The sequence below is a fragment of the Nonlabens sp. Asnod3-A02 genome (genome assembly GCF_045063755.1).
In the GTDB taxonomy this organism is placed as follows: Bacteria; Bacteroidota; Bacteroidia; order Flavobacteriales; family Flavobacteriaceae; genus Nonlabens; species Nonlabens xylanidelens.
In genome coordinates this window covers 453,541-475,384 of sequence record NZ_JBEFOC010000008.1, presented here as the reverse complement: position 1 = coordinate 475,384, position 21,844 = coordinate 453,541, and the positions used below count along the sequence as shown (strand labels likewise).

The window sequence follows — 21,844 nt, the reverse complement described above, 5'->3', positions numbered from 1 at the left end:
TGATTCTAAGTAGCGATATGTGTAAATATTTGTTTATAAGTGTATTGAGTTTTATCGCTTTCGCGAAAGCGGTAGCCCAACAAACTGTAATCGACTCTACAGCAACAGAAAAGCTAGAAGAAATAGTCCTTACAGCAACACGTACAGAAAGACAATTATCTTCACTACCATTACCAGTGACTCTTATTTCTAAAAAGAACATTTTACAGTCAGGAACTATACGACTAGATGAAATTCTTAACGAGCAAACAGGTATCATAACGGTGTCTGATGAGAGTGGTTTTGAAGGTGTACAAATACAAGGAATATCGTCAGACTATATTCTTATTCTAGTAGACGGTGTACCACTAGTAGGACGCAGTGCAGGTAATTTTGACCTTAGTAGAATTACAGTAGGTAATATCAAACAAATAGAAGTGGTTAAAGGTCCGGCGAGTAGTCTTTATGGTAGTGAAGCGCTGGGTGGAGTCATCAATATTATTACTGAAAAGCCTAAAACTGAAAAACTAAATGGAAACGTTTCTTATAGATTGGGCAGTTTTACACAACAAGACATTAATCTAGATGTAAAAAAACGTTTTGATAAACTGAGAATAGGCTTTTTTGCAAATCGTTTTTCTAGCAATGGTTATGATTTGAGTCCAGAAACTGGCGGGCAAACCGTTAATCCTTTTGAGAATTACACTTTTAACACTCGTTTATATTATGATTTTAACGAGAGTATATCTCTATTTACTTCGGCTCGATATTATGACCAGACTCAAGATGCAGGTTTTACTTTTGAGGATATAGAATATCAAGGCGATAGCAATGAAAAGGAATGGAACGCACACGCACGATTAGATCATAAATGGGATGAGAAGCTCTCTACTTCTTATGAGTTTTATTATACTAATTATCGTGCAAACGAGCGACTAGAAGACCCTATTGAAGAAAATGCTTTTACCGATAGTGATTTTAACCAGACCTTGATACGTCCTGAGATAAGAGCAAACTATAAGTTAGAATCGGCTGGTACGCTAACAGCTGGTGTAGGATATCAACTAGAATCGCTGGATAGAACTTATTTTGACCAACGTGTAGATTTTAATTCGCAATACGTTTATGGACAGTATGATGTGAATCCTACAGAAAAATTAAATGTTATTGCAGGTGCTAGATTTGATAACCATTCAGAGTACAGTAATCAATTTAGTCCTAAGCTGGCTGCTAGATACCAACTTAGTGAATCTATAGCCATAAAGGCATCTGTAGGTTATGGGTTTAAAGCTCCAGATTTTAGACAGTTGTATTTTGATTTTACAAACTCGGCGGTAGGATATACGGTTTTAGGATATAATGTTGCGGTAGATAAATTAAATGAGTTGCAACAACAAGGTCAGATTCTAGATGTGGTTGTGCCACTTAATGAGTTAGATGATCCACTAGAGGCAGAAAGTAGTATAGGTTATAATCTAAGCATGACCTTTAAAAAAGGAAAATGGAATTCAGAGCTTAATTTTTACCGCAATGATTTTAAAAACTTAATAGATACTAGAATTATAGCGCGCAAGAATAACGGACAGAATGTTTTTAGTTACGTGAATTTTGATGAGATATATACTACTGGATTAGAAGTGAATACTAGTTATAAAGTATCAGACGCCATAAAATTAAGTGCTGGTTATCAGTTACTGTACGCATTTGATAAAACTCAAGAAAAAGCTGTTGAAGATGGAAATGTATTTGTGCGCGATGCACAGACTAATCAGACCGTGGCGATTGATCGATCAGAATATTTTGGGCTTGTTAATCGCTCGAGACACAACGGTAATTTGAAAATCTTTTATGATTTAAAAAAATATAAGGCAAACGTAAATCTGAGATTGCTATACCGTAGTAAATATGCCCAATTTGATACCAATGGAAACGGACTCATAGACAGCTATGATACAAGTTTTATAGATGGTTATGTAACTGCTAACATTGCTGCAAATAAAACTTTTTACCAAGACTTTAATCTTCAAGTAGGAGCAAATAACCTACTGGATTATACAGATAACAATATCCCTACACAGCCAGGGATTCAAGGATACATAAAACTTAACTATCAATTTTAACTATAAACAATTACCCAAAATGAAAACAGTCAACACACTTAAAACTATTGCTATCGCCATTCTTTTTTTAGGATTTGCATCTTGTAGCAGCGATGACGATGTATCGCCAGCAGCTATAGAATCTAACACAGTTTCTAATTTACCAGCACCACAAACTGGTGGTCAGGGACAAGAAATAGGAGGTGACTTTACCAAATTTGATTTTTCAACAGGATTAGAAACTACTAGTGATATAGAATGGGATATTGCTTTTAGAGGTACTACCATTGCTATTAATGGTGGAGTATCTACTGGTACTGCAGACGAGCCTGAAAGAAATGGCGACGCAGCAGCAGCTATTGCTACAGGAACATTTGCTAGTGTTGTTACAGCAGAAGGGTTAATTTTTAATCAAGATAGCAGTGAAGGATACGCAATTCCAGCAGGTAGCGATAATGGATGGTACAATTATAACTTCATGACTAACGTAATTTCTGCTATTCCAGGAAAAGTATTAGTTATAAGAACTAGAGATGGTAGGTATGCAAAAGTAGAAATCTTAAGTTATTATGAAAATCAAGATACCACGGCTAGCAGTCGTTTCTACACTTTTAATTATGTGTATAATCCTAATTTAGGAGATACCTCTTTATAGATTTTAGTTTGATTAGTTCTTTAAAAGGCTCTTCTATGTAATGTTTGAGGAGTCTTTTAATTAAAATCTGATCATTCCTATTGTTTTAATACCTATTAGCTTCCTAAATTCTCACCCTTCTCAATAAATCAACATGGCTTGTATTAGTAGTTTTAATATTATTAAAGATAGATTTACCGTCTTTCTAGAAGAAAACGGTCATCGCAAAACCCCAGAACGATATGCTATTCTAGAACAGATATATAAATCTGAAGAGCACTTAAATGTGGATACACTTTTCTCAAAAATGATAGAGGAGAATTATAGAGTAAGTAGAGCAACACTTTATAATACCCTAGATATCTTAATAGAATCTCGTTTAGTACGCAGGCATCAATTCGGTGATAATGTGGCCTATTATGAGAAATCTTTTTTTGATGGTAAACACGATCATATTATCATGACAGACACTGGCGAGGTATTAGAATTTTCTGACCCTATGGTTCAAGAAATCAAAAAAACAATAGAAGAGGTTTTTGATGTTTCCATAGATACTCACTCTTTATATTTCTATGCTACAAAAAATGAGAAATCTGATAATGAATAGTATCTTAGAAGTAAATAGTTCATTTTATTTTTAAGTAGTCTAAATATAAACTCTTTTATATCAAGTATTTATATTGTTTCTAATCCTGCCTGAGATTATATTTGGTTAACTTAAAATCGAATATTATGTCTATAAGAATAGGAAACAGTTGTGTGAATTGTGAGAATTTAATGGAGAATGAAAATTGTAAAATTCACGGTGTTAAGGTAAGTACGAGTTACACCTGCGATAGTTTTGAAATGAAAGCAGCATTAAAAAACGATCCTAATTGTACATCATGTGCTAGGTATGAAGGACCTACTTGTGCAAACCCACAGAAAGCAGCTCCAGGAATGTTATGTTCTCACTGGGCTCCACAAAATGCGCAAGCATGAAAATAAAATTCAATACTTATAAAAACAGTAGCTGGTTCATTCAGTTGCTGTTATTATTTGTTTCCATTTTTTAAGTTTCATAAGAGTATGAACAACTTAGGGTAGAAACCGGATAAATTTAAAAAGCCATCTAGTCATATTTAAGAGATTATCTTTGCAATCTCGATGGCTATTCAAATCAATACTTCTCAAATACTTAAACTGGCAATACCAGCTATAATTGCAGGTATAGCAGAGCCTCTTATAAGCATCACAGATCTTGCAATTATCGGTAAGATGGATGGTGATACTACAAATGCGCTTGCTGCCATAGGTCTAGTAGGTACATTTTTAAGTGCCATAATCTGGACACTGGCACAAACTAAAACCTCTATCTCTTCTATAGTTTCTAATACGCTAGGAGCAAATCAGCTAGAAAAAATCAATGATTTGATACCACAAGTGGTGTGGTTAAATATTGTTCTAGGTACTTGTATCTATCTAGTCACCGCACCTATGGCTAGTTATATATTCACACTTTATAAAGCTCAGGACGAGGTGCTTTCTATAGCATCTAGTTATTACCAAATAAGAGCGATAGGTTTTCCCATGACGTTGTGTGCTTTTGCTATTTTCGGAATATTTAGAGGACTTCAAAACACCTCTTGGGCCATGATAGCAAGTCTGTCTGGCGCAGTAGTAAACATAGGTTTAAACTTTATACTTGTTTACGGTATTAAGGGTTTTGTCCCAGCTTATGGTATTATGGGTGCTGCATATGCTAGTCTCGCCGCACAGTTAGTCATGTTATTGATAGCTATCTTCTTTCTGTATAAAAAGACCATTTTTAGCATGAAGTTGACCCTATGGCAACCTCATGAAAAATTGAAGAAACATATAGGTCTTACTGCAAATTTCTTTTTGCGTACCGTAGCCATTAATGTAGCGATTTACTTTTCTTATCGATTTGCAAATAGTTATGGGGTAGAAGAGGCGGCAGCACACGCTGTTCTTATGAATGTATGGTTGTTCTTCTCATTTCTAGTAGATGGTTTTGCAAATGCTGGTAACGCAATAGGTGGTAAGTTATTTGGGTCTAAAGATGCCGATTCTCTCAAATATCTAGCAAATAAAACTTCTCTTTATGGTGTTGTTATGGCGGCTATTCTAGCTGTTATTTGCACCATATTATATCCTTATCTGGGAACACGTTTTACAGACGATCCTGAGGTGCTAGAGATTATTGCAAACTCCTTCTGGATCGTGCTACTCATGCAACCTATAAATGCGGTCGCTTTTGTTTATGATGGCATTTTTAAAGGTTGGGGCGAGGCTTCTTACCTGCGCAATCTATTGTGGATTCTTACAGCATTAGTGTTTTTACCTGTTTTATTTATTCTAGACTATTTTAATGATAACCTTCATGCCGTCTGGTTTGCTTTCTTTGCTTGGATGATAGGACGAGCGGCCGTTTTGTACTTTAAATTTAAAAGTAAGGTGGCTGCCATGGTAATAGAATAGATTCTTTTTAAAGGAAATATAGTTGGTGTTAATTCCGCTTTCGCGAAAGCGTACACCACACAATCCTCACATAATCTCATTATCTTTGCACCTTAATTATAGCATATGCAAGCGTTACTTATAGAGGACAATACGTTCTTAGATATCATAGGGTTTTTAGGCGGCTCAGGACTTTTTCTAGTATTGGGTGTACTTCTCATTATTATAGTGATTTACAATAGATACAAACGCAAAGGATGAGAAAAGTACGTATAACAAAAGAATTTACATTTGAAACTGGTCATGCACTTTATGGGTATGACGGTAAGTGTCGCAATGTACACGGGCATAGTTATAAACTAGCCGTTACAGTAATCGGGACACCTATAGATGAGTTAGGTCATGTGAAGCATGGAATGGTGATCGATTTTGGTGATTTAAAGAAAATTATCAAAGAAGAGATTGTGGATCCATTTGATCATGCGACAGTGTTTAATAAAAACACACCGCATGTGGAACTAGCCAAAGAACTTTCTGACCGTGGTCACGATGTAATTCTAGTAGATTATCAACCGACTAGCGAGATGATGATTATAGACTTTGCAGATAAGATCAAAAGACGTTTACCTAGTAATATCGCCTTGCACACATTACGATTAAGAGAAACAGAAACCAGCTATGCCGAGTGGCATGCCGCAGATCAGGTTTAATTACGGGATAAAGAAACTTTTAAAAAGAAAAGAAAGTCTTAGCAATTAGTTTTATTAATCCAGTGATTAATTTATAAGTTGCAACTATGGTATTAGGCTTTTTTTCTTCTAAGTAATTTGCTTCCATAATACTGTTTTTTAAGAGGATTGCGAATATGTGAATTATTCTCTTATCACAGCTGAAAAGCGTTAATTATTCGACAAAATACTCTATTTGATATATTTTACTATATGTTGAGTATAAAAAAAGCTCCTTAAATCAATTGGATTTAAGGAGCTTTTTGTTGATGTTTTATTAAAACTTACTTCTTCATTTTAGGTAACATTTTTTCAATACCGTCATTTTCTCCTACGGTTACTTTACTGCTTCCTAGTATGGTTACTTGACCTACTGTAAAATCACTTTCTGTTGCTTCAAAGATGTTGTCCACATACTTCTGTGGGTTGCGATCTATGTAAGGAAACCAGGTGCTGTGAATTTGTATCATTACTCTATGTCCTTTTTTAAAGGTATGTAAGATGTCTTGTAAAGGGAAATTCACTTTAGTTTTCTTTCCTTCTTTAAAAGGTTCTGGTTTAGAAAAGTCATTTCTAAATCTACCTCTGAAGGTTTCTGCACGCACGAGTTGCTGGTAACCTGCTAGAGATATGTCTTTAGGAGTATACGCACCATTAGGCTCGTCATCTGGATATACGTCTATTATTTTTACTATAAAGTCTGCGTCTGTAATGTTATTTAAGATCACTTCTAGATTTGCCTTTATCTCTCCGGCAAGACGCATGTCGTTATCTAACACTTCTGTCTGAAAAGTAAGTACGTCTGGTCTTCTAGATGCATGACGCTGGTCGTCTGTCATGTAAGCTCTAGGTGTAAATGTTACTGGTGTTATCTCGCTTCTAAAAGGTACTGGTTTCATAGGATCACTCGTATAAGTGAATTCCTGTTTTTTATCGCCAGCCTTGTTGATCAATAACTCACCGTTTTTTCCAAAACCAAAAGAAATTTGTTCTTGTTGTGGTGGCCAGTGTGTAAATTGTTCCCATTTTTTTGCGCCAGTATCAAACATGTATGCCTCTGGTAATTGTGGGTTTTTCTTTCCTTTTAAATGATGCTCAAAGAAAGGAGTTTCAATGTTTTTCTGGTAAAAAGTAGAAATACTATCACCGAAGTGAATGTGATTCACCATTTGCTTACCACGTTCTCTAGCCCAGTTGCCATGGCTCCATGGTCCCATAACTATGGTGTTATTCTTATTATTAGGGTTCTTACTTTCTACACTTTTATAGATGTTAAGTGGCCCATAAAGATCCTCTGCATCAAACCAGCCACCTACAGTCATTACGGCATGGTTTACATCATCAAAATGATTGATTATAGCACGTTTTTGCCAGAATTCGTCATAATTAGGATGCTCTGTAACTTGTTTCCAGAAGAAGTTTTCTGGAAATATGTTCTCAGTAACATTTTTAAGTGGTCCTATTTTCAGGTTGAAATCATAACCATCTTTCATGTTTCCTGCTGCACGTAATTTGTCCCATTTATCATTATACCAGCTCTCTGAGGTAGGCTCTGACTGATAACCGAATAATGGATAAGCCATTAAATAACTTTGTAATGTTGCTCCCATGTGATGAAAGTCGTCAAAGAAAAAGTCTGCAATGGGTGCTTGTGGTGAAGATGCTGCTAGTGATGGGTGAGCTTCTGGTAATGCAGCTGCGGTGTAATGTCCAGGATAAGAAATTCCCCACTGACCTACTTTTTTATTATTGTTAGACAGGTTGTTTACCAGCCAGTCTATAGTGTCATAGGTATCACTACTCTCGTCTATATCTTTTTTATTATTTACATCATTACCAGGTATGTGTGGTCTCATGTTGTCAAAGTCTCCTTCACTCATCCATCTACCACGCACATCTTGATATACAAAGATGTAACCTTCTTCCATCATGAATTTGTTAGGTCCTAGAGATGTTTTGTACTCACCTTCTCCATAAGGTCTTACACTATATGGTGTACGTTGCATCATGATAGGATATTCCTTTGAGGTATCCTTAGGTGCATAGATTACGGTATATAATTTAACACCATCTCTCATAGAGATATATTCTACCGTTTTTGTGTAATTTTCTTTTACGTAGTTGGATTTAGATTGCGCTTTCGCGAAAGCGAAACTAAAAACAGCCACAACAATAAGAATGTAATTTTTCATGTTTTATATTTAAGAGATGCTAAATATAGCAGTTAGGTACAAAAAAAGGCTTTCTGTTAAGAAAGCCTTAATATAATTTATGTGTTAATCTTACCAGATCAATACGCGATCTTCTGGTGCGATGTACATTCCATCTTCTTCTTTAATATCAAAAGCATCATAAAAAGCTTGAATGTTTTGAAGTGGTACATAACCACGGTACATACCTGGTGAGTGTGTATCACCTTTGATACGTTGCTTTAAAGCCTCGTCTCTCATCTTTGTGCGCCATACGGTTGCCCAGCTTAAAAAGAAACGTTGTTGTTGTGTGTAACCATCTATGTTTGCAACTTCTCCTTTATCTTCTAGCCACATATTAAGACCGTCATAAGCAGCGTTTACACCACCTAAATCTCCTATGTTTTCTCCTAGTGTATAAGCACCGTTTATGTTCACTCCAGGAAGAACTTCTATAGCACTGTATTGAGCAGCAAGCTCGCCACCTAGTTCTTCAAATTGCTTAATGTCATCTTCTGTCCACCAGTTAACCATGTTACCGTTTGCTGCAAATTTTGCACCGCTATCATCAAAACCATGAGAGATTTCATGACCTATAACAGCTCCCATACCACCGAAGTTTACAGCAGCGTCTGCCTCATAATTATAGAAAGGTGGTTGTAAAATAGCTGCAGGAAAAACAATCTCGTTGTAATAAGGATTGTAATAAGCATTTACAGTTTGTGGAGACATGAACCATTCTGATTTGTCCACTTTCTCACCTAGTTTACTCATGTTATCCATGTAATTGTATTCTTGTACAGCTAGCATGTTGTCAAATAAAGTACCACCATCTTTAGGGCTTTTTATTTGCATTTCAGAATAATCTTTCCACGTATCAGGATAACCTATTTTAATGGTCATACCGTTTAATTTCTCGATAGCTTTGGCCTTAGTTTCTGGACTCATCCATTCTAGTCCATTGATACGTACTTCATATGCTTTCTTTACATACTCAATCATTTCCTTTGCCTTAGCTTTTGCAGCAGGTGGGAACTTCTCATCAACATACAGTTGACCTAACGCTTCTCCTAACGTACCGTTAACAGTAGCTAGAGCACGTTCATTTTGAGCTTTTTGTTCTTTTGCACCACGCATGGTCTTGCTATAGAAATCAAAATTTGCATCTTCTAATTCTGTAGAAAGCATGTTAGAAGCATCGTTAATCATGCTCCATCTCATGTACTTTTTCATGATCTCTAGGTTAGATGTTTTCCACATAGAGTTTAATGCCTTGATATAATCTGGCTGACTTACAATAAGGTTATCAAAGTCCTTCATTCCGGCTTCTTTGAAATAAGTTTTCCAGTTTACAGCAGGAGCAATTTTTTGAAGACCACTTACTGCCATAGGGTTGTAAGTTTTTTTTGGGTCTCTTCTAGTTACCTTGTCTAATCTAGGTACAGCCATTGATTTTTCAAAAGCAACGATTTCACTTGCAGTAGCAGTAGCTTTTTCTTGCTCCATACCGGTCATAGCTAGCATTCTAGCGATGTGCATCTCATATTTTGCAAGCTTCTCTTTACTGTCAGCATCTTCTCCTACATAATATTCACGAGCCATACCTAGAGAACCATTGCCTAGTTGTGCTACATTCATATCAGTATCCATAGCATCTGCTCCTACACCTACAGAGAAAAATGCGTTTAGTCCTTTTTTACCTAGTTCTGCTTTTACAGTAAGTAATTCTTCTAATGAATGGATACCATCTATTTTTTCTAAATAAGGTACTATAGGTTGGTAACCTGCTTTATTACGAGAGTCATTATCCATAATACTCTGAAAAACATAAACGGCCTTTGCTTGGTCAGATGTAGGATCTAAGTCCTTATCGTTCATTGCTCTATCTAGAATAGCAAGCACGTCTGCATCTGTGTCTTTTCTCAATTTATTAAAACCACCCCATACGGTCTGGTCTGCAGGAATTTCTGTAGAATCTATCCACACACCGTTTACAAAACGATAAAAGTCATCTTTAGGAGATACATTTTTATCCATGTAACCTAGCTCTAAGCCAGGTTGTTCTTTTGCTTCAACAGCGGTAGTTGTAGGCGTGTCCTTACACGATACCATGGTTACCATAGCTGTTGCAGCTATTAGTAAAGAGGATTTAATTTTCATTTTTTTAAGTTTAGTTATTTTAATTCCTTGGAATGAAATTAGTAAAGCAAAATATCAAAATTATATCTTCTAATTGTTAAGTATTTGGTAATGAATTAAGATGGTTGTTGTTCTCGCTTTCGCGAAAGCGGAAACAAAAAAAAGACTTTTCTTAAATAGAAAAGTCTTTTTAAATGAAAGTGTTTTTATTCCTTACTTTACTATTAGTTTTTTAGTTACCGAGCCTGATGTGGTGGTGATTTTAATAAAGTACATACCTATGGCCACACCAGATAGATCTACATTATGTGATGTCCCAGTATTGTTTTTACGAGCAGTAATTCTTTTACCACTTACATCGTACACATCATAATCAAAATCTTGTGCATCATTCCAGTTGATGTTAAACATGCCTGAAGACGGATTAGGATATATGGAGAACATGTCTTCTATAGATGTAGCGTCGTTACTTAAAATACCATTGATTACAAAATTATCAATTACAGCACCTTCTCCAGTTACAGACTGATCTGTTCTAAGTACATATCTAAATACTACCTGAGGAAAACGGCGTAAGAAGTTAAGTGATATATCATAATTATTTAATGTTGCTGAGGAGCCTGTCCATTGTGCACCTACACAGTTAAAGCAGTCATTTCCATCAGGAAATCTACTCGAGTTATACCAGTTAGGACTACTGGCAGTACCTAGGGTATTCCAGTTGTTACCACTATCTGTAGAGTATTCCATGTAAAGTAAATCCCAGTTGTTTTCTAGATCATATGCTAGATCAAAAGAAAGTACAGGATTTTGAATACCAGTCAGATCATAACATCCCGAATATAAATAGCTAGTAGAATTATTACCGTATTGCCCAGAAAGATTAGTTCCATAAACATTTGAAGATCCTGCTGTTGCACTGCCTAAAATTGTTCCATTTGCGGAACCACGTTCCCATAAAGAAGAAGCACTACCAGAATTAGAAACTAGAAATTCTCTATTTTCAAACTGGTGTAGATCGTTTATTACACCACTAGAGTTGCTTAGAATCTCAATAGATTGATTATTGTTATTGATAAAAAAATCGTTAGGGGTATTTACAGTAATATTAATAGCATGCGTGCCTGGACTTAGGTTAATACCGGATAAGGCTATAGAAGTCTGTCCTTGAGGAGCAATAGAGACCGTCATTTGTTGTGAAACAGTAGTTCCGCGATCTATGATATAGCTTATATCTACGGAGTTAATATCATTGAGACCTGTGTTTTTTACAACCACCATAAGGTCATCTATACCACAAGAAATATCACCTCCATTATTTTGTATTTCTACTAATTGTATGTCAGAATTAGGTGCAGCCTGCTGTACTGAAGACTGCCAGATACCTCTACCATAGGTTGCTGCGGTAAGCGTGTTATCGTTTGTATTGATCTCTAGATCTCTTATGTTTACATTAGGTAAGTTATTTGAATAAATCTCCCATGTGCCTAATGACTCATCATATTTATAAACACCTACTGTGGTCCCTACATATAAAGGCTCATCTATACTAGAGCCTTGATGTGCAAGAGTATTTTTACCTAGGTTGGGTAGATTACCAGTAATATCTATGAAAGTACGACCTTGATTATTACTTTTAAAAACACCACCGTTAGAAAAACTAGTGGCTGCATAAACAATAGAACTGTCGTTTGCATTTACCTCAATAGCAGTAATATTATTGTTAAAACTAGAGACTAAGGTAAAAGTAGCACCTGCAGTGGTACTCAAATATAGATTTTGATCTATACCTACAAAAATGTTATTATCATTATTAGGATCTATCTCTAATACATCAATATTGCTGCCGAATGATGGAGAAACTGCAGTAAAAGCTCCACCTGATACTTTATATAAACTAGAATAGCCAGCATAAATAGTTCCTCTACTATCTGTTTTTAAAGGAGTAATCCAGTTGCCTTGTTCAGGTCCATTTACACTAGTTGTTAAGCTTGCACCACCGTTAGTAGATATGTATAAACCACCACCACGTTGTGTGAACCCATATCGTATTTGAGGATTATTAGGATCTATACCTGCCTCCATACCGTCTGCCCCATAGTAGTTAGTCCACGCATTTGCACTTCTAGTAAAACCACCATTATCTTGTAATCCACCAGCGATGTCAGCACTAGACTGGTTGCCTACTGCGACTCTATAAAACTGTCCTATTTGAGCACCAGACGTTAAATCACTAAAACTACCACCATCATTTGTGCTTCTATAAATACCTCCATCAGATAGTACAAATAGCTCATTGTTAAACTGTCTTATTTGGTGTATGTCTGCATGCGTATAACTTGCTTGAGCGCTATTATTCCAGCTATTTACTTTAAAAAAAGAAGAACCTCCTGAGGTAGATTTCCATACGTTAAGACATCCCGTGTAAATAGTTTCTGCATTAGTAGGAGAAACTTCTAATGCTAGATCGTACCATCCTTGATTGTTTTCTAGAATATCTATATTACTAGTATCTCTTTTAGTAAATGAGCTACCGCTATTACCAGATCTGTAGACACCTACTAGGTCTGCATTATTATCAATTATAAGTAGGTATACATAATTAGGATTTGCCTGTGTTACACCTATAACAGATCTACCTTGATTAAATGGAAGTCCAGAGGTTATTTGTGTCCAGGTATCACCACCGTTGATAGATTTATGAAATGAACTTGTTGTAGAAAGGTAAATGGTATCTGGACTACCAGGTTTAAGTTTAATATCCTTTACATTTTCATTTAAGGTTCTAGTAAAATTTGCTCCAGCATCTGTAGATTTATAGAATCCATTACTAGAAGAGACGTAAATAGTATTACTGTTAGTAGGGTCTATATAAACCTCACTTATATTACCACCTCTGGTAAATACTAAATCCGTTGGATTAAAAGTAGCGCCTGCATCTGTAGATTTAAGAAGTCCTATACTTTCTGTATCACCGCCGTCGTCATCTCCGGTTCCTACATAAACTATATTAGAATTGTTAGGATCTATGGCAATTGCGCTAGCGCCTATTTCAGTTAAAAAGTCTGTAATAGGATTCCAAGTAGCCCCAGCATCTACAGATTTCCAGGCACCACCACCAGGTGAACCGAGATAATAAACGTCTGGATTATTAGGATCTACAGCAACGGTATTTACACGACCCTGACCAGGTGACCACGACCCAGCTTCTGTATATGTAAATGGACCAGCAGGAACCCAATTTGAATTATCTACCAGACTATTTTTAAGTATATTCTTGTTTATCTCGTTCTGTAAATCTATGGGTGATTGTAGTGTCCCATCTGCTTTTACAAAAGCTTCAGATTTATTTAACCAACGCATGAAGGGTTTATAACCACTACCTTTTGCATCTTTATCATGTACGGACCAGTAAGCGTCTCCTGCAGCTTTTATTTCTTGATAGGTAGGTTGTGATCCATTTTTACGCAACATTAAATCTTGCATCCATGGAGCATCTGTTCCTAATTGAGCAGCAGTAAATGAACCGATTGTAAGTACTAATAAGGCAATGAAATATTTCATATAGGTATAATTGGGGATAATGCAATATAATGCCTGAATGTCACGAATTCATAACCTATCAGGTCAAAACCCTTGAATTATAAAGTTTTATAGCCTTTTATGGTCATTATAGTCAACAAAACATGTTTTTTATCGATCTTATTAATAGAAGCTGAGTATTATATTAGTACTGTTGTACAAGGTTAATTGTGAGTTTAGTACGAGAAGCATTGTCGGTTAGTCCTGGATTACGAGCATAAAGTGATGTGTCTAGGCCAAAATAAGTAAAACCACCTACTGCTGGATTTACATTAGACCAATCCCATAACCTACCTATAACATTAAAATTATAATTCTGGCCTGCAATAAGCTCTACATCTTTATGAAATACAGCCTGTCTAGATAAAGCAAAGAAGTTTATAGATCCATTACCTCCAGTAGCTGTATCGTCTACAAATTTTGAAAACGTAGGAATCAGCTTTTCAGCAATAGTTGCACCGTCTATATCTAATCGTATAGAAGCAGTTGCAACATTCTCATCAAATTGATTTGTATTTCGTACTTGGGCAGCGCCAAAATAGGAAGTAACAGAAACTCTATAGATTCCAGATGATGGAACAGTTATATTCTGGTCTAACCCATTAATTGGTATGTCTCCTAACGTATTTACTACATTTTGTGAGGTTTGAGTAAACTGTCTGCTCCATCCTTGTGTAAATATGCGAGTCCATTTAGCACCATCCCAATAATAAAGTCCTGGAGTTACTGATGTATCATTACCGTTTATTGTTACGGTACTGGTATTATATATCATGAGCCCTACAGCAGGATTTGCTATAGTAACTTGGTCTATTGTAGAAGTTAAATTAATACGTGGAATTAATACTCCTTTGTCATTGCTTTCCACCTGAAAAATAGCTCCTGCATCTAACGTGGACGTAGCTATGCCTACTTGCGCCTTAGATATAAATGAGACTAAAATGATAAAAGCACAAGAGTATATATAATTTGATTTCATAATTTAGATTTTTAAGGTGATTACTTTTGTTCTACTAGAGATATGGTTAGTTCTCCATACTGACCTTCAGTAATTCCATTTGAACCTTCATAATTACTCGTGTCTTTTCCAAAATAACTCACATTTGTATTGTGACATAACCACTGACTGCCAGCTACTAAGAATTGATAACTAGTATTTGCTTCTAGATCAATATTATGAATTAAAGTAAATTGATTACCTAGATTATTAAATTCACCAGGTCTTTGAGGAATAAATTTAGATTCTGACATAGAATATGCCATTTCCAAAAAAGTACGGCTATTATCGTCTTCTACTTGGTAGAGTCTAAAATCTCCTTGACACGCTGCGTCAGAATTATTTATAGGATCACCTGCTGTATAATAACATGTAACACTGATTTGATAAGTTCCCTTAAATGGTACTGTAAATCTTCCAGTATCGAGACCAGGAACAGGTAGTGCTTGTGAACTTACTAACCCCATAAGCTCTGCTGTTTGTTTAAATTCTAGAGTAAATCCATTGTTAAAAATACGTTTCCATCTAATACCATTAAAATAATAATAACCTGGTGAGACACTGTTTGAACTAGGTGTGTTAGATGTTGCAGTATTAAAAACAAAAAGTCCCGCTGCAGGATTAGTTATTGGGGTGACAACATTATCTGAGGCGATTAATGCTACTCTGGGTATAAGAATACCTTTATCTGTTGACGTAACTTCTAAGACTGCACTTGGATCTATACTAGTAGTATTCACTCCTACCTGAGCATTTAAGTAGGTGCTATTTATAAGAATTGTGATAAGACAGGAGGTAATAAGTAGTAGTTTATTCATAACTTTAAAATTGTTCTATTAAGGTGATTATTAGAGAGCCTCTGAATGCGTCATTCTGTTGATTGGACCTTGTAAACCCATCAGAATCTCTGCCAAAATAACCTGTTGTAGACGTGTTGTGAGCATTCCATTCCCTACCTTTTGCAGTGAATCGATAACTATCAGAAGTGTTTGCTTCAAAATTAAATGTGTACGAGACTTGCTGCCCTAAAGTGTCAAAACGAGTATTGTTTCCTAAATCAAGTGATACAGCAGATACAAAACGTTCCTTAACTATTGTAGGTGTTCCATTTACCTCCATTTCTAATGCAAGTGAGCCTATGGAAACGCCATCTCCATTACCAGTTTGTGGACCTGCAGAATAATATCCATTACCTGAAATCTTATAAATGCCTGCATAAGGAAATGTAATAGTTCCTGTATCTAGACCTGGTAATGCAATAAAAGTGTTTGGATTATTTTCGGTAAGAACCTCGGCAGTTTGTTTAAATTCTAGACGGTAGCCCTCGTCGTGTAATCGAGCCCATTTTGTACCTTCATAGTAATAAAAACCTGGTGATACCCTGCCTAGACTAGCGCCGGTAGTAGCAGTATTGTATATTAATAAGCCAGTTGCGGGCTTAGTTTCACCTACTTTGAGAGTAATAGTAGTAAGATCTTGAGGGCCAGTGAGAGAAATCCTAGGAATAAGGACACCTTTATTTAAAGAGGTAATATCTAGTATAGAACTTTCGTCTGGGGTATTTGTATTGATACCCACTTGAGCATGGAGTGTGGAAATAGAAGCATAGGAAAGAAACAGAAATAATATAAAATAGATACGCTGCATAAAGTTATGTTTTAGATTCATGTCTATGACATGATCTTGTTTTTCTTCATGACAAGTAGTTTCTTATTAGGTTAATAATATAAACCACCTTAATCATGGCAATTCAAATTGCTGTTAGCGCAATGTAATTACCATGTATCACGATTTCATAACCAAACATTCAAAACACATGACATAAGTATCACGTACACTGATTGTTCAAATGCAATATTTATTTTTAATTGATCTATTAATACCCAGTCTGCTTACCTTTTTTATCTCTAGAAAGGCCTTCTTGCATCCATGTAGGTTGTACCGCGCCTTTAAGATAATGATCAAAGAACTGCATCATTCTTACCGAGAGATCCCTCTTGTTTTTCATCTTACGTAGATTGTGAGCCTCGTTATTATAAACTAGTAACCATGACGGTTTTCCTAACCTGCGCATACCCATAAACATTTCTATACCTTGATAATACGGCACGGCACCGTCTGCATCATTATGCATCATTAATAAAGGTGTTTCTATTTTAGGGATATGAAATAATGGAGAGTTTTCAATATAGAGGTCTAATCCGTCCCAGAGATTTTTTCCTATTCTAGTTTGTGTTTTTTCATATTGAAATGCTCTACTTAAACCGCTTCCCCATCGTATACCTCCATAAGCACTGGTCATATTTGAAACAGGTGCGCCAGCCATAGCAGCAGCATATTTATTAGTTCTAGTAACTAGATATGCGGTTTGATAACCACCCCAACTTTGCCCTTGTAGCGCCATTTTGTTAGAATCTACATAGCCTAATCTCTCCACAGCTTCAGTTCCAGAAACTATACAGTTATAAGCACTTTGTCCTGGGTGTCCATCTTTGTAAACTATGTCTGGCACAAAAACGATGTAATCATTACTCGTTAGATAAGAAAAATTAACGGTGCTTGCACTAGGTAATGGAGATTTATAATCGTGTAATCTTTCAGAATATTTCTCGTAGAAATAAACGATCATAGGATATTTCTTCTTTGGGTCAAAATCTTCTGGCTTATAGATCAAACCTTCTAATGGCACGCCATCATATGCATTCCACTTAAATAATTCTACAGTTCCCCATTTAAAATCATCCTGTTGCGGATTTATATCTGTGAGTGTTTTTTTAACTTGAGTGTTTACGTATTCCACATCTGGATAATCTGTAAAATTACCAGATCTTACTAATAAAGTGTTTGAGTTTTCCGCTTTCGCGAAAGCGGTAACATTACGATCACTTACCTCATAAAGAGGCTCGATACCATTTGCACCTAGTGTCATTATAGAATTTGCTTTTGTGCGATGATCAAATGATGCGAGTAATAATTTGTTATTAAAATAGGTAACAAGATCGCGATGTTCTGGATCTAAATTTTCTGTTCGGTAAGTAATTTTATTTTGACGACCTGTTTTAGTTAGGTTTTCAGGTGGTAAAACACCATTTACATCGAGTCTCCAGATGTCGTATTTATCATAAACCAGCGCAAAACCGTCCTTATCAAAACCTCCAAAGCCATGAGCATTTGCTAGTGCAGGATGGTCGTCATCTTCGTCTGCAAAGCTTACTTCTAAGAATTTGGTTAGATTTTTACCTATTTGTGTTTCTAGATTCATCATGTGCCAGTCCTGGGTATCAAAATTGAAATAAATCACATGCGTGTTTTCTGGATTTCTAATAGGGTAACTACCAGAATTATTGATGATAAATTTTTTGCTACGTGTTTTTAAATTTTCTACGAGGTAGTCAGATCTCCATGGATATTCCCACGATCTAGCTACATCATATTTGTCGTTATTAGCATAAATAATATAAGTGCCATCTAGGTCGTTATCCCAGTCTGTATCACCCATTTCATAATCATTAAGAAATTTTACTGTACCGTTTTCTGTGTCCCATACCACCGTTGCAGATTTATTTTCTAAACTAGAAAAACGTGTTTTTTGCTCTGGTTGTGTCATGCGGTCTTTATAGTTCCATACATCTACCTGTGCTATCTCGTCGTCCATCAATGTGGTGTCAATGGTATATGCTATTTTAGGTTGAACATAAAATAAAAGACGTTTTCCACTTTCTGAGAATATGGCTTTTCTCTTTTCAGTTAATTTCCAGCCTTTTTTAATGTTATCGTCACCATAACCTAACTGTCTGGTATACGATTTAAAGTCTTTATGATAATATAATTCAAATTTTAGTGAGTCTGTAGAGGCGCTATCTAGTGCAACTTTATAAGCCAGTTGCTTTCCATATTTATCTATAGCGAGATCTTTATATCTCCATGCATTTTCTATAAGTGCCGTAGATGTTCTAGTAGAGAGATCATAGTAATAAACTCCATGATCTTTTTTCTTTTTGCCTTGTTCTCTAGAATAGATAAAACCAGTTCCTTCTTGTGGCATTTCATATTCTTTAAAACTATCGATACTATCTTTTGCTTTAGAAAATGGCTGGTATACGATTAGATAATCTTCTTTAGTGAAGTCTGCTTTTTTCTCTTCAGGCTCTTCTTTCTTGAGTTCCTTAAACTTTTTTGATAGCTCTTCTTGTTCCTTTTTTAAGCGGCGTTTTTTCTGCCTTTTAGTTTCTTTTAAAGGTGTTTTTTCTTCTTTTACAGCTGCTGTATCCTTTTTCTTTTCTGGTTTAAGATCTTTAAATTTCTCTAAGATTAAAAAGTCATTACGTTTATCACTTGCCTCAAAACTTTTTACCCTTTGTATAGAGTCTACTATAGTTCCTGTAGCAACCTCATAAACCATAAAAGTGTTTTTTGACTGCTCATTTTTATCAACCTCTTTTTTCTTTTCTTTTCTCAGTTTTTGGTATTCTGGTTTTTGAAGGAAATAAATATATTTCTCATCGGCACTTATTTGTGGATCTATACCGTTAAAAAAAGTATGCTTTGTATTTTTTGCGATGTTGTGTATTTCTAGATAACCATCGCCAGCACCTGTTGCAGTAACTACACTTATAGCAACTAGGTTACCGTCAGGCGAGATTTCAGTTTTAGAAGCGCGTTTCCACAGGTCGTAATCGGCATGAGTAAGGACCTTTTTTTGAGCTATTGCTGTAATAGAAATAAGAAAGGCTAGTAGTAGGAGTAGGTTTTTCATAATATGAGACTAGTGATAGTAAAGAAGAGTAAGTGTTTTATTGAGCGCGCAGTTTTTTCATATGCTCTGCATCCCATTCTTTTTTCATTGCTGTAAGAGAAGATACATTTTCATTAGGCACAGCGATGGAAAGCACGTAGTGAGCAATTTTCCAGTTGCCATCTTCCATTTTCATAACACCGCTACCACGGCATATTCCCATTTGAGTATCTAGTAATTCGTCAAAATAAACGACACCGTTCTCTGAATAAACATGGCGTTCTAATGCTGTAAAGGACCAGGCTTTTCCTTTGTCAAAATAAGGTTTTGAAAACGCCTTGAATTCTGCGATTTGCCAGTTTTCAGTAGCGTCAGTCCCTATAAAAACGCCATCTGTTGTCATTAGGTCAAAATATTTTTTAAAATCGGCTTGTGCTGCAGCCTCATGCCAGGCATCTATAGATGGTTCTACATCATTAGGATTAATGGCTTTTTGAGTTGCACAACTAGAGATTAAAATAACGGATAGAAGTAATAGAAACTGTTTCATAGGTAGTAAAGATAAAGATAGAATCGTTATTCTTAATGCGAACTGTCTAGAATCCCTAAATTTGAATAAATAATATGATGGATCTTCAAAAAGCGTTCTTGTTAGGCTCATTAATCAGTATACTGTCGTTCTATTTTATACTCGGTATTTGCTTTTTAATATTTAAATTCTTGCTGAAAATGAACAATGCAAAGTCATTACTGTTCACACTAATTGTGGGACCTTTATTGTATTTTGGATCTCAACTATTCTTTCAATTATCTCAACTTAATTAAAATGGAAAAACACAAATGTGGCTGGTGCCTGGGCGATGATCTTTATGAATCTTATCATGATAAGGAATGGGGTAAACCAGTCTATGACGACCAGACGCTATTTGAATTCTTGATTCTAGAAACCATGCAGGCAGGTTTAAGTTGGATAACGATTCTTAAAAAGCGAGATAATTATTTTGATGCCCTAGATCAATTTGATATAGAAAAAATAGCTGCTTATGACCAGGCAAAACAGGATGAGTTACTTCAAAATGCTGGAATTATACGAAATAAACTAAAGGTGAAATCTATTATTAATAACGCGCAGCTGTTTATAGAAATCCAAAAAGAGTACGGTAGTTTTTCTAAATACATTTGGGCCTATGTAGATGGTAAACCTATTAAAAATACGATACAAAATTATAAAGAAGCACCTGCTAACACACCGCTGTCAGACCAAATTTCTAAAGATCTCAAAAAACGTGGTTTCAAATTTGTGGGTTCTACCATAATGTACGCATTCATGCAGGCGACTGGTATGGTAAACGATCACGAGATAAATTGTTTCAGGTATGATGAGGTGTAGATACCAATTGGTTTTTATGGTTCTCGCTTTCGCGAAAGCGGAATTTACACAAACATATAATCTATTAAAAATGAAGTGATAATATAGTGAGTAATTACCTCAAATAACTCAAAAACACTTCTCGATCCATCTCTATGCCACCTAGACTATCTAAATGATCGTTATAAACTTGAGCATCAATAAGCTTGTAATTAAGAGTTTGTAGCTTTTCTACGAGATACATGAAAGCAATTTTACTAGCATCGGTAGCTAGTGCAAACATACTCTCGCCACAAAAAACACCTTTTTCTGGCAAGTCCATACCATAGAGTCCGCCCACGAGCTGGTTGTCTTTAAAAACTTCTATGCTTTTTGCATGTCCTAGTTCATGAAGATTTTGATAAGCCTGTAGCATGTCATCGTTAATCCACGTGCCATCTTGGTCATTGCGTTTTACTTTACCACAATGTTGCATGACTTCTTTAAAACATGTGTTTTCTCTTATCTCATAGCCTCGGTTGCGCTTGCTCTGTCGCATAGATTTAGTAATGCGCATAGGTGTGTCAGAGGTCAGATCAAATACCATTCTAGGATCAGGACTCCACCAGCAAATAGGTTCTCCATCATTGTACCATGGAAAAAACCCAGAATGGTAAGCAAGTAGCAATCGTTCTATACTTAAATCACCACCTATAGCAGCAAGTCCATGATCTGGAGCATCACTAGGATCAGGAAAAATTAAAGAATCGTCAAGTAAATGCAAGATAAATAGTAGTTTAAGTTTGGAAAAGCCCTCAAAATTAACAATATTTGAATGGTCTTCAAATTTAAATTTATTTTCATCATTGCTTTTTTTTGAGTTTGTTTGAAGACTAACCTATTAAATTAGGAAATCCCGATCTTGAGAAAGTCGGGATTTTATATTTTTATTGC

The 21,844-nt window shown here is 35.7% G+C and carries 17 protein-coding genes; 8 read left to right on the top strand and 9 right to left on the bottom strand.

Going from position 1 to position 21,844, the window contains the following annotated elements:
• Window positions 1–17 precede the first annotated feature (17 nt).
• From ACJJVN_RS12115 to ACJJVN_RS12085, 7 genes are all read left to right on the top strand, one after another.
• Window positions 18–2,099, top strand: coding sequence for a TonB-dependent receptor plug domain-containing protein (locus ACJJVN_RS12115; protein ID WP_405378350.1), 2,082 nt, complete (start codon window positions 18–20; stop codon window positions 2,097–2,099).
• Window positions 2,100–2,118: 19 nt separating this feature from the next.
• On the top strand, window positions 2,119–2,733 hold the full coding sequence (locus tag ACJJVN_RS12110) for an HmuY family protein (protein WP_405378348.1): 615 nt from the start codon (window positions 2,119–2,121) through the stop codon (window positions 2,731–2,733).
• A gap of 133 nt (window positions 2,734–2,866) precedes the next feature.
• Complete coding sequence (locus ACJJVN_RS12105; RefSeq protein WP_104514119.1) at window positions 2,867–3,319, top strand: Fur family transcriptional regulator; 453 nt, start codon at window positions 2,867–2,869, stop codon at window positions 3,317–3,319.
• Window positions 3,320–3,444: 125 nt separating this feature from the next.
• A complete protein-coding gene (locus tag ACJJVN_RS12100) occupies window positions 3,445–3,693 on the top strand; it encodes a hypothetical protein (protein WP_104514118.1) in 249 nt (82 codons plus the stop codon).
• 165 nt (window positions 3,694–3,858) lie between these two features.
• The gene (locus ACJJVN_RS12095) at window positions 3,859–5,193 is read left to right on the top strand and encodes an MATE family efflux transporter (RefSeq protein WP_405378346.1); all 1,335 of its coding nucleotides are present in this window, start codon (window positions 3,859–3,861) and stop codon (window positions 5,191–5,193) included.
• A 105-nt stretch (window positions 5,194–5,298) separates the two neighbouring features.
• The gene (locus ACJJVN_RS12090) at window positions 5,299–5,433 is read left to right on the top strand and encodes a hypothetical protein (protein ID WP_405378344.1); all 135 of its coding nucleotides are present in this window, start codon (window positions 5,299–5,301) and stop codon (window positions 5,431–5,433) included.
• A complete protein-coding gene (locus ACJJVN_RS12085; RefSeq protein ID WP_104514116.1) occupies window positions 5,430–5,882 on the top strand; it encodes a 6-carboxytetrahydropterin synthase in 453 nt (150 codons plus the stop codon). The genes ACJJVN_RS12090 and ACJJVN_RS12085 overlap by 4 nt, the downstream gene beginning before the upstream one ends.
• Before the next feature lie 302 nt (window positions 5,883–6,184).
• Here ACJJVN_RS12085 and ACJJVN_RS12080 read toward each other — a convergent pair whose 3' ends face one another.
• The 8 genes from ACJJVN_RS12080 to ACJJVN_RS12045 all read right to left on the bottom strand — a co-directional run bounded on the left by ACJJVN_RS12080 (window position 6,185) and on the right by ACJJVN_RS12045 (window position 20,092).
• Window positions 6,185–8,092 (bottom strand): CocE/NonD family hydrolase, encoded by a 1,908-nt coding sequence (locus ACJJVN_RS12080; RefSeq protein WP_405378342.1) that lies wholly within the window; start codon window positions 8,090–8,092, stop codon window positions 6,185–6,187.
• Between the two features lie 90 nt (window positions 8,093–8,182).
• Entirely contained in the window at window positions 8,183–10,249 is a 2,067-nt protein-coding gene (locus ACJJVN_RS12075; protein ID WP_405378340.1) for a M13 family metallopeptidase, read from the bottom strand.
• Between the two features lie 192 nt (window positions 10,250–10,441).
• Window positions 10,442–13,792 (bottom strand): T9SS type A sorting domain-containing protein, encoded by a 3,351-nt coding sequence (locus ACJJVN_RS12070; protein ID WP_405378338.1) that lies wholly within the window; start codon window positions 13,790–13,792, stop codon window positions 10,442–10,444.
• 163 nt (window positions 13,793–13,955) lie between these two features.
• A complete protein-coding gene (locus ACJJVN_RS12065; RefSeq protein WP_405378336.1) occupies window positions 13,956–14,789 on the bottom strand; it encodes a hypothetical protein in 834 nt (277 codons plus the stop codon).
• Between the two features lie 20 nt (window positions 14,790–14,809).
• Window positions 14,810–15,625, bottom strand: a complete 816-nt coding sequence (locus ACJJVN_RS12060; protein WP_405378334.1) for a hypothetical protein — start codon at window positions 15,623–15,625, stop codon at window positions 14,810–14,812.
• A 4-nt stretch (window positions 15,626–15,629) separates the two neighbouring features.
• Window positions 15,630–16,454: a hypothetical protein gene (locus ACJJVN_RS12055; RefSeq protein ID WP_405378332.1), complete on the bottom strand. Its 825-nt coding sequence runs from the start codon at window positions 16,452–16,454 to the stop codon at window positions 15,630–15,632.
• 229 nt (window positions 16,455–16,683) lie between these two features.
• Window positions 16,684–19,563 carry an alpha/beta hydrolase family protein gene (locus ACJJVN_RS12050; RefSeq protein ID WP_405378330.1) on the bottom strand — a complete coding sequence of 960 codons (2,880 nt, stop codon included), beginning with the start codon at window positions 19,561–19,563 and terminating at the stop codon, window positions 16,684–16,686.
• A gap of 37 nt (window positions 19,564–19,600) precedes the next feature.
• Window positions 19,601–20,092: a nuclear transport factor 2 family protein gene (locus ACJJVN_RS12045; protein WP_405378328.1), complete on the bottom strand. Its 492-nt coding sequence runs from the start codon at window positions 20,090–20,092 to the stop codon at window positions 19,601–19,603.
• Window positions 20,093–20,368: 276 nt separating this feature from the next.
• Between ACJJVN_RS12045 and ACJJVN_RS12040 the strand changes: the two genes are divergently transcribed.
• A complete protein-coding gene (locus ACJJVN_RS12040; protein WP_405378327.1) occupies window positions 20,369–20,932 on the top strand; it encodes a DNA-3-methyladenine glycosylase I in 564 nt (187 codons plus the stop codon).
• A gap of 94 nt (window positions 20,933–21,026) precedes the next feature.
• Here the strand turns inward: ACJJVN_RS12040 and aat are convergent, their stop codons facing one another.
• Window positions 21,027–21,674, bottom strand: a complete 648-nt coding sequence (gene aat, locus ACJJVN_RS12035) for a leucyl/phenylalanyl-tRNA--protein transferase (protein WP_405378326.1) — start codon at window positions 21,672–21,674, stop codon at window positions 21,027–21,029.
• Window positions 21,675–21,844 lie beyond the last annotated feature (170 nt).

Excerpts from the sequence above, each read along its gene's own strand:
- ACJJVN_RS12090 (WP_405378344.1), top strand. The coding sequence starts at position 5,299 with ATGCAAGCGTTACTTATAGAGGACAATACGTTCTTAGATATCATAGGG.
- ACJJVN_RS12110 (WP_405378348.1), top strand. The coding sequence starts at position 2,119 with ATGAAAACAGTCAACACACTTAAAACTATTGCTATCGCCATTCTTTTT.
- ACJJVN_RS12100 (WP_104514118.1), top strand. The coding sequence starts at position 3,445 with ATGTCTATAAGAATAGGAAACAGTTGTGTGAATTGTGAGAATTTAATG.
- ACJJVN_RS12085 (WP_104514116.1), top strand. The coding sequence starts at position 5,430 with ATGAGAAAAGTACGTATAACAAAAGAATTTACATTTGAAACTGGTCAT.
- ACJJVN_RS12105 (WP_104514119.1), top strand. The coding sequence starts at position 2,867 with ATGGCTTGTATTAGTAGTTTTAATATTATTAAAGATAGATTTACCGTC.
- ACJJVN_RS12055 (WP_405378332.1), bottom strand. The coding sequence starts at position 16,454 with ATGCAGCGTATCTATTTTATATTATTTCTGTTTCTTTCCTATGCTTCT.
- ACJJVN_RS12050 (WP_405378330.1), bottom strand. The coding sequence starts at position 19,563 with ATGAAAAACCTACTCCTACTACTAGCCTTTCTTATTTCTATTACAGCA.
- ACJJVN_RS12045 (WP_405378328.1), bottom strand. The coding sequence starts at position 20,092 with ATGAAACAGTTTCTATTACTTCTATCCGTTATTTTAATCTCTAGTTGT.
- ACJJVN_RS12060 (WP_405378334.1), bottom strand. The coding sequence starts at position 15,625 with ATGAATAAACTACTACTTATTACCTCCTGTCTTATCACAATTCTTATA.
- ACJJVN_RS12040 (WP_405378327.1), top strand. The coding sequence starts at position 20,369 with ATGGAAAAACACAAATGTGGCTGGTGCCTGGGCGATGATCTTTATGAA.
- ACJJVN_RS12080 (WP_405378342.1), bottom strand. The coding sequence starts at position 8,092 with ATGAAAAATTACATTCTTATTGTTGTGGCTGTTTTTAGTTTCGCTTTC.
- ACJJVN_RS12065 (WP_405378336.1), bottom strand. The coding sequence starts at position 14,789 with ATGAAATCAAATTATATATACTCTTGTGCTTTTATCATTTTAGTCTCA.
- ACJJVN_RS12095 (WP_405378346.1), top strand. The coding sequence starts at position 3,859 with ATGGCTATTCAAATCAATACTTCTCAAATACTTAAACTGGCAATACCA.
- ACJJVN_RS12115 (WP_405378350.1), top strand. The coding sequence starts at position 18 with ATGTGTAAATATTTGTTTATAAGTGTATTGAGTTTTATCGCTTTCGCG.
- ACJJVN_RS12070 (WP_405378338.1), bottom strand. The coding sequence starts at position 13,792 with ATGAAATATTTCATTGCCTTATTAGTACTTACAATCGGTTCATTTACT.
- ACJJVN_RS12075 (WP_405378340.1), bottom strand. The coding sequence starts at position 10,249 with ATGAAAATTAAATCCTCTTTACTAATAGCTGCAACAGCTATGGTAACC.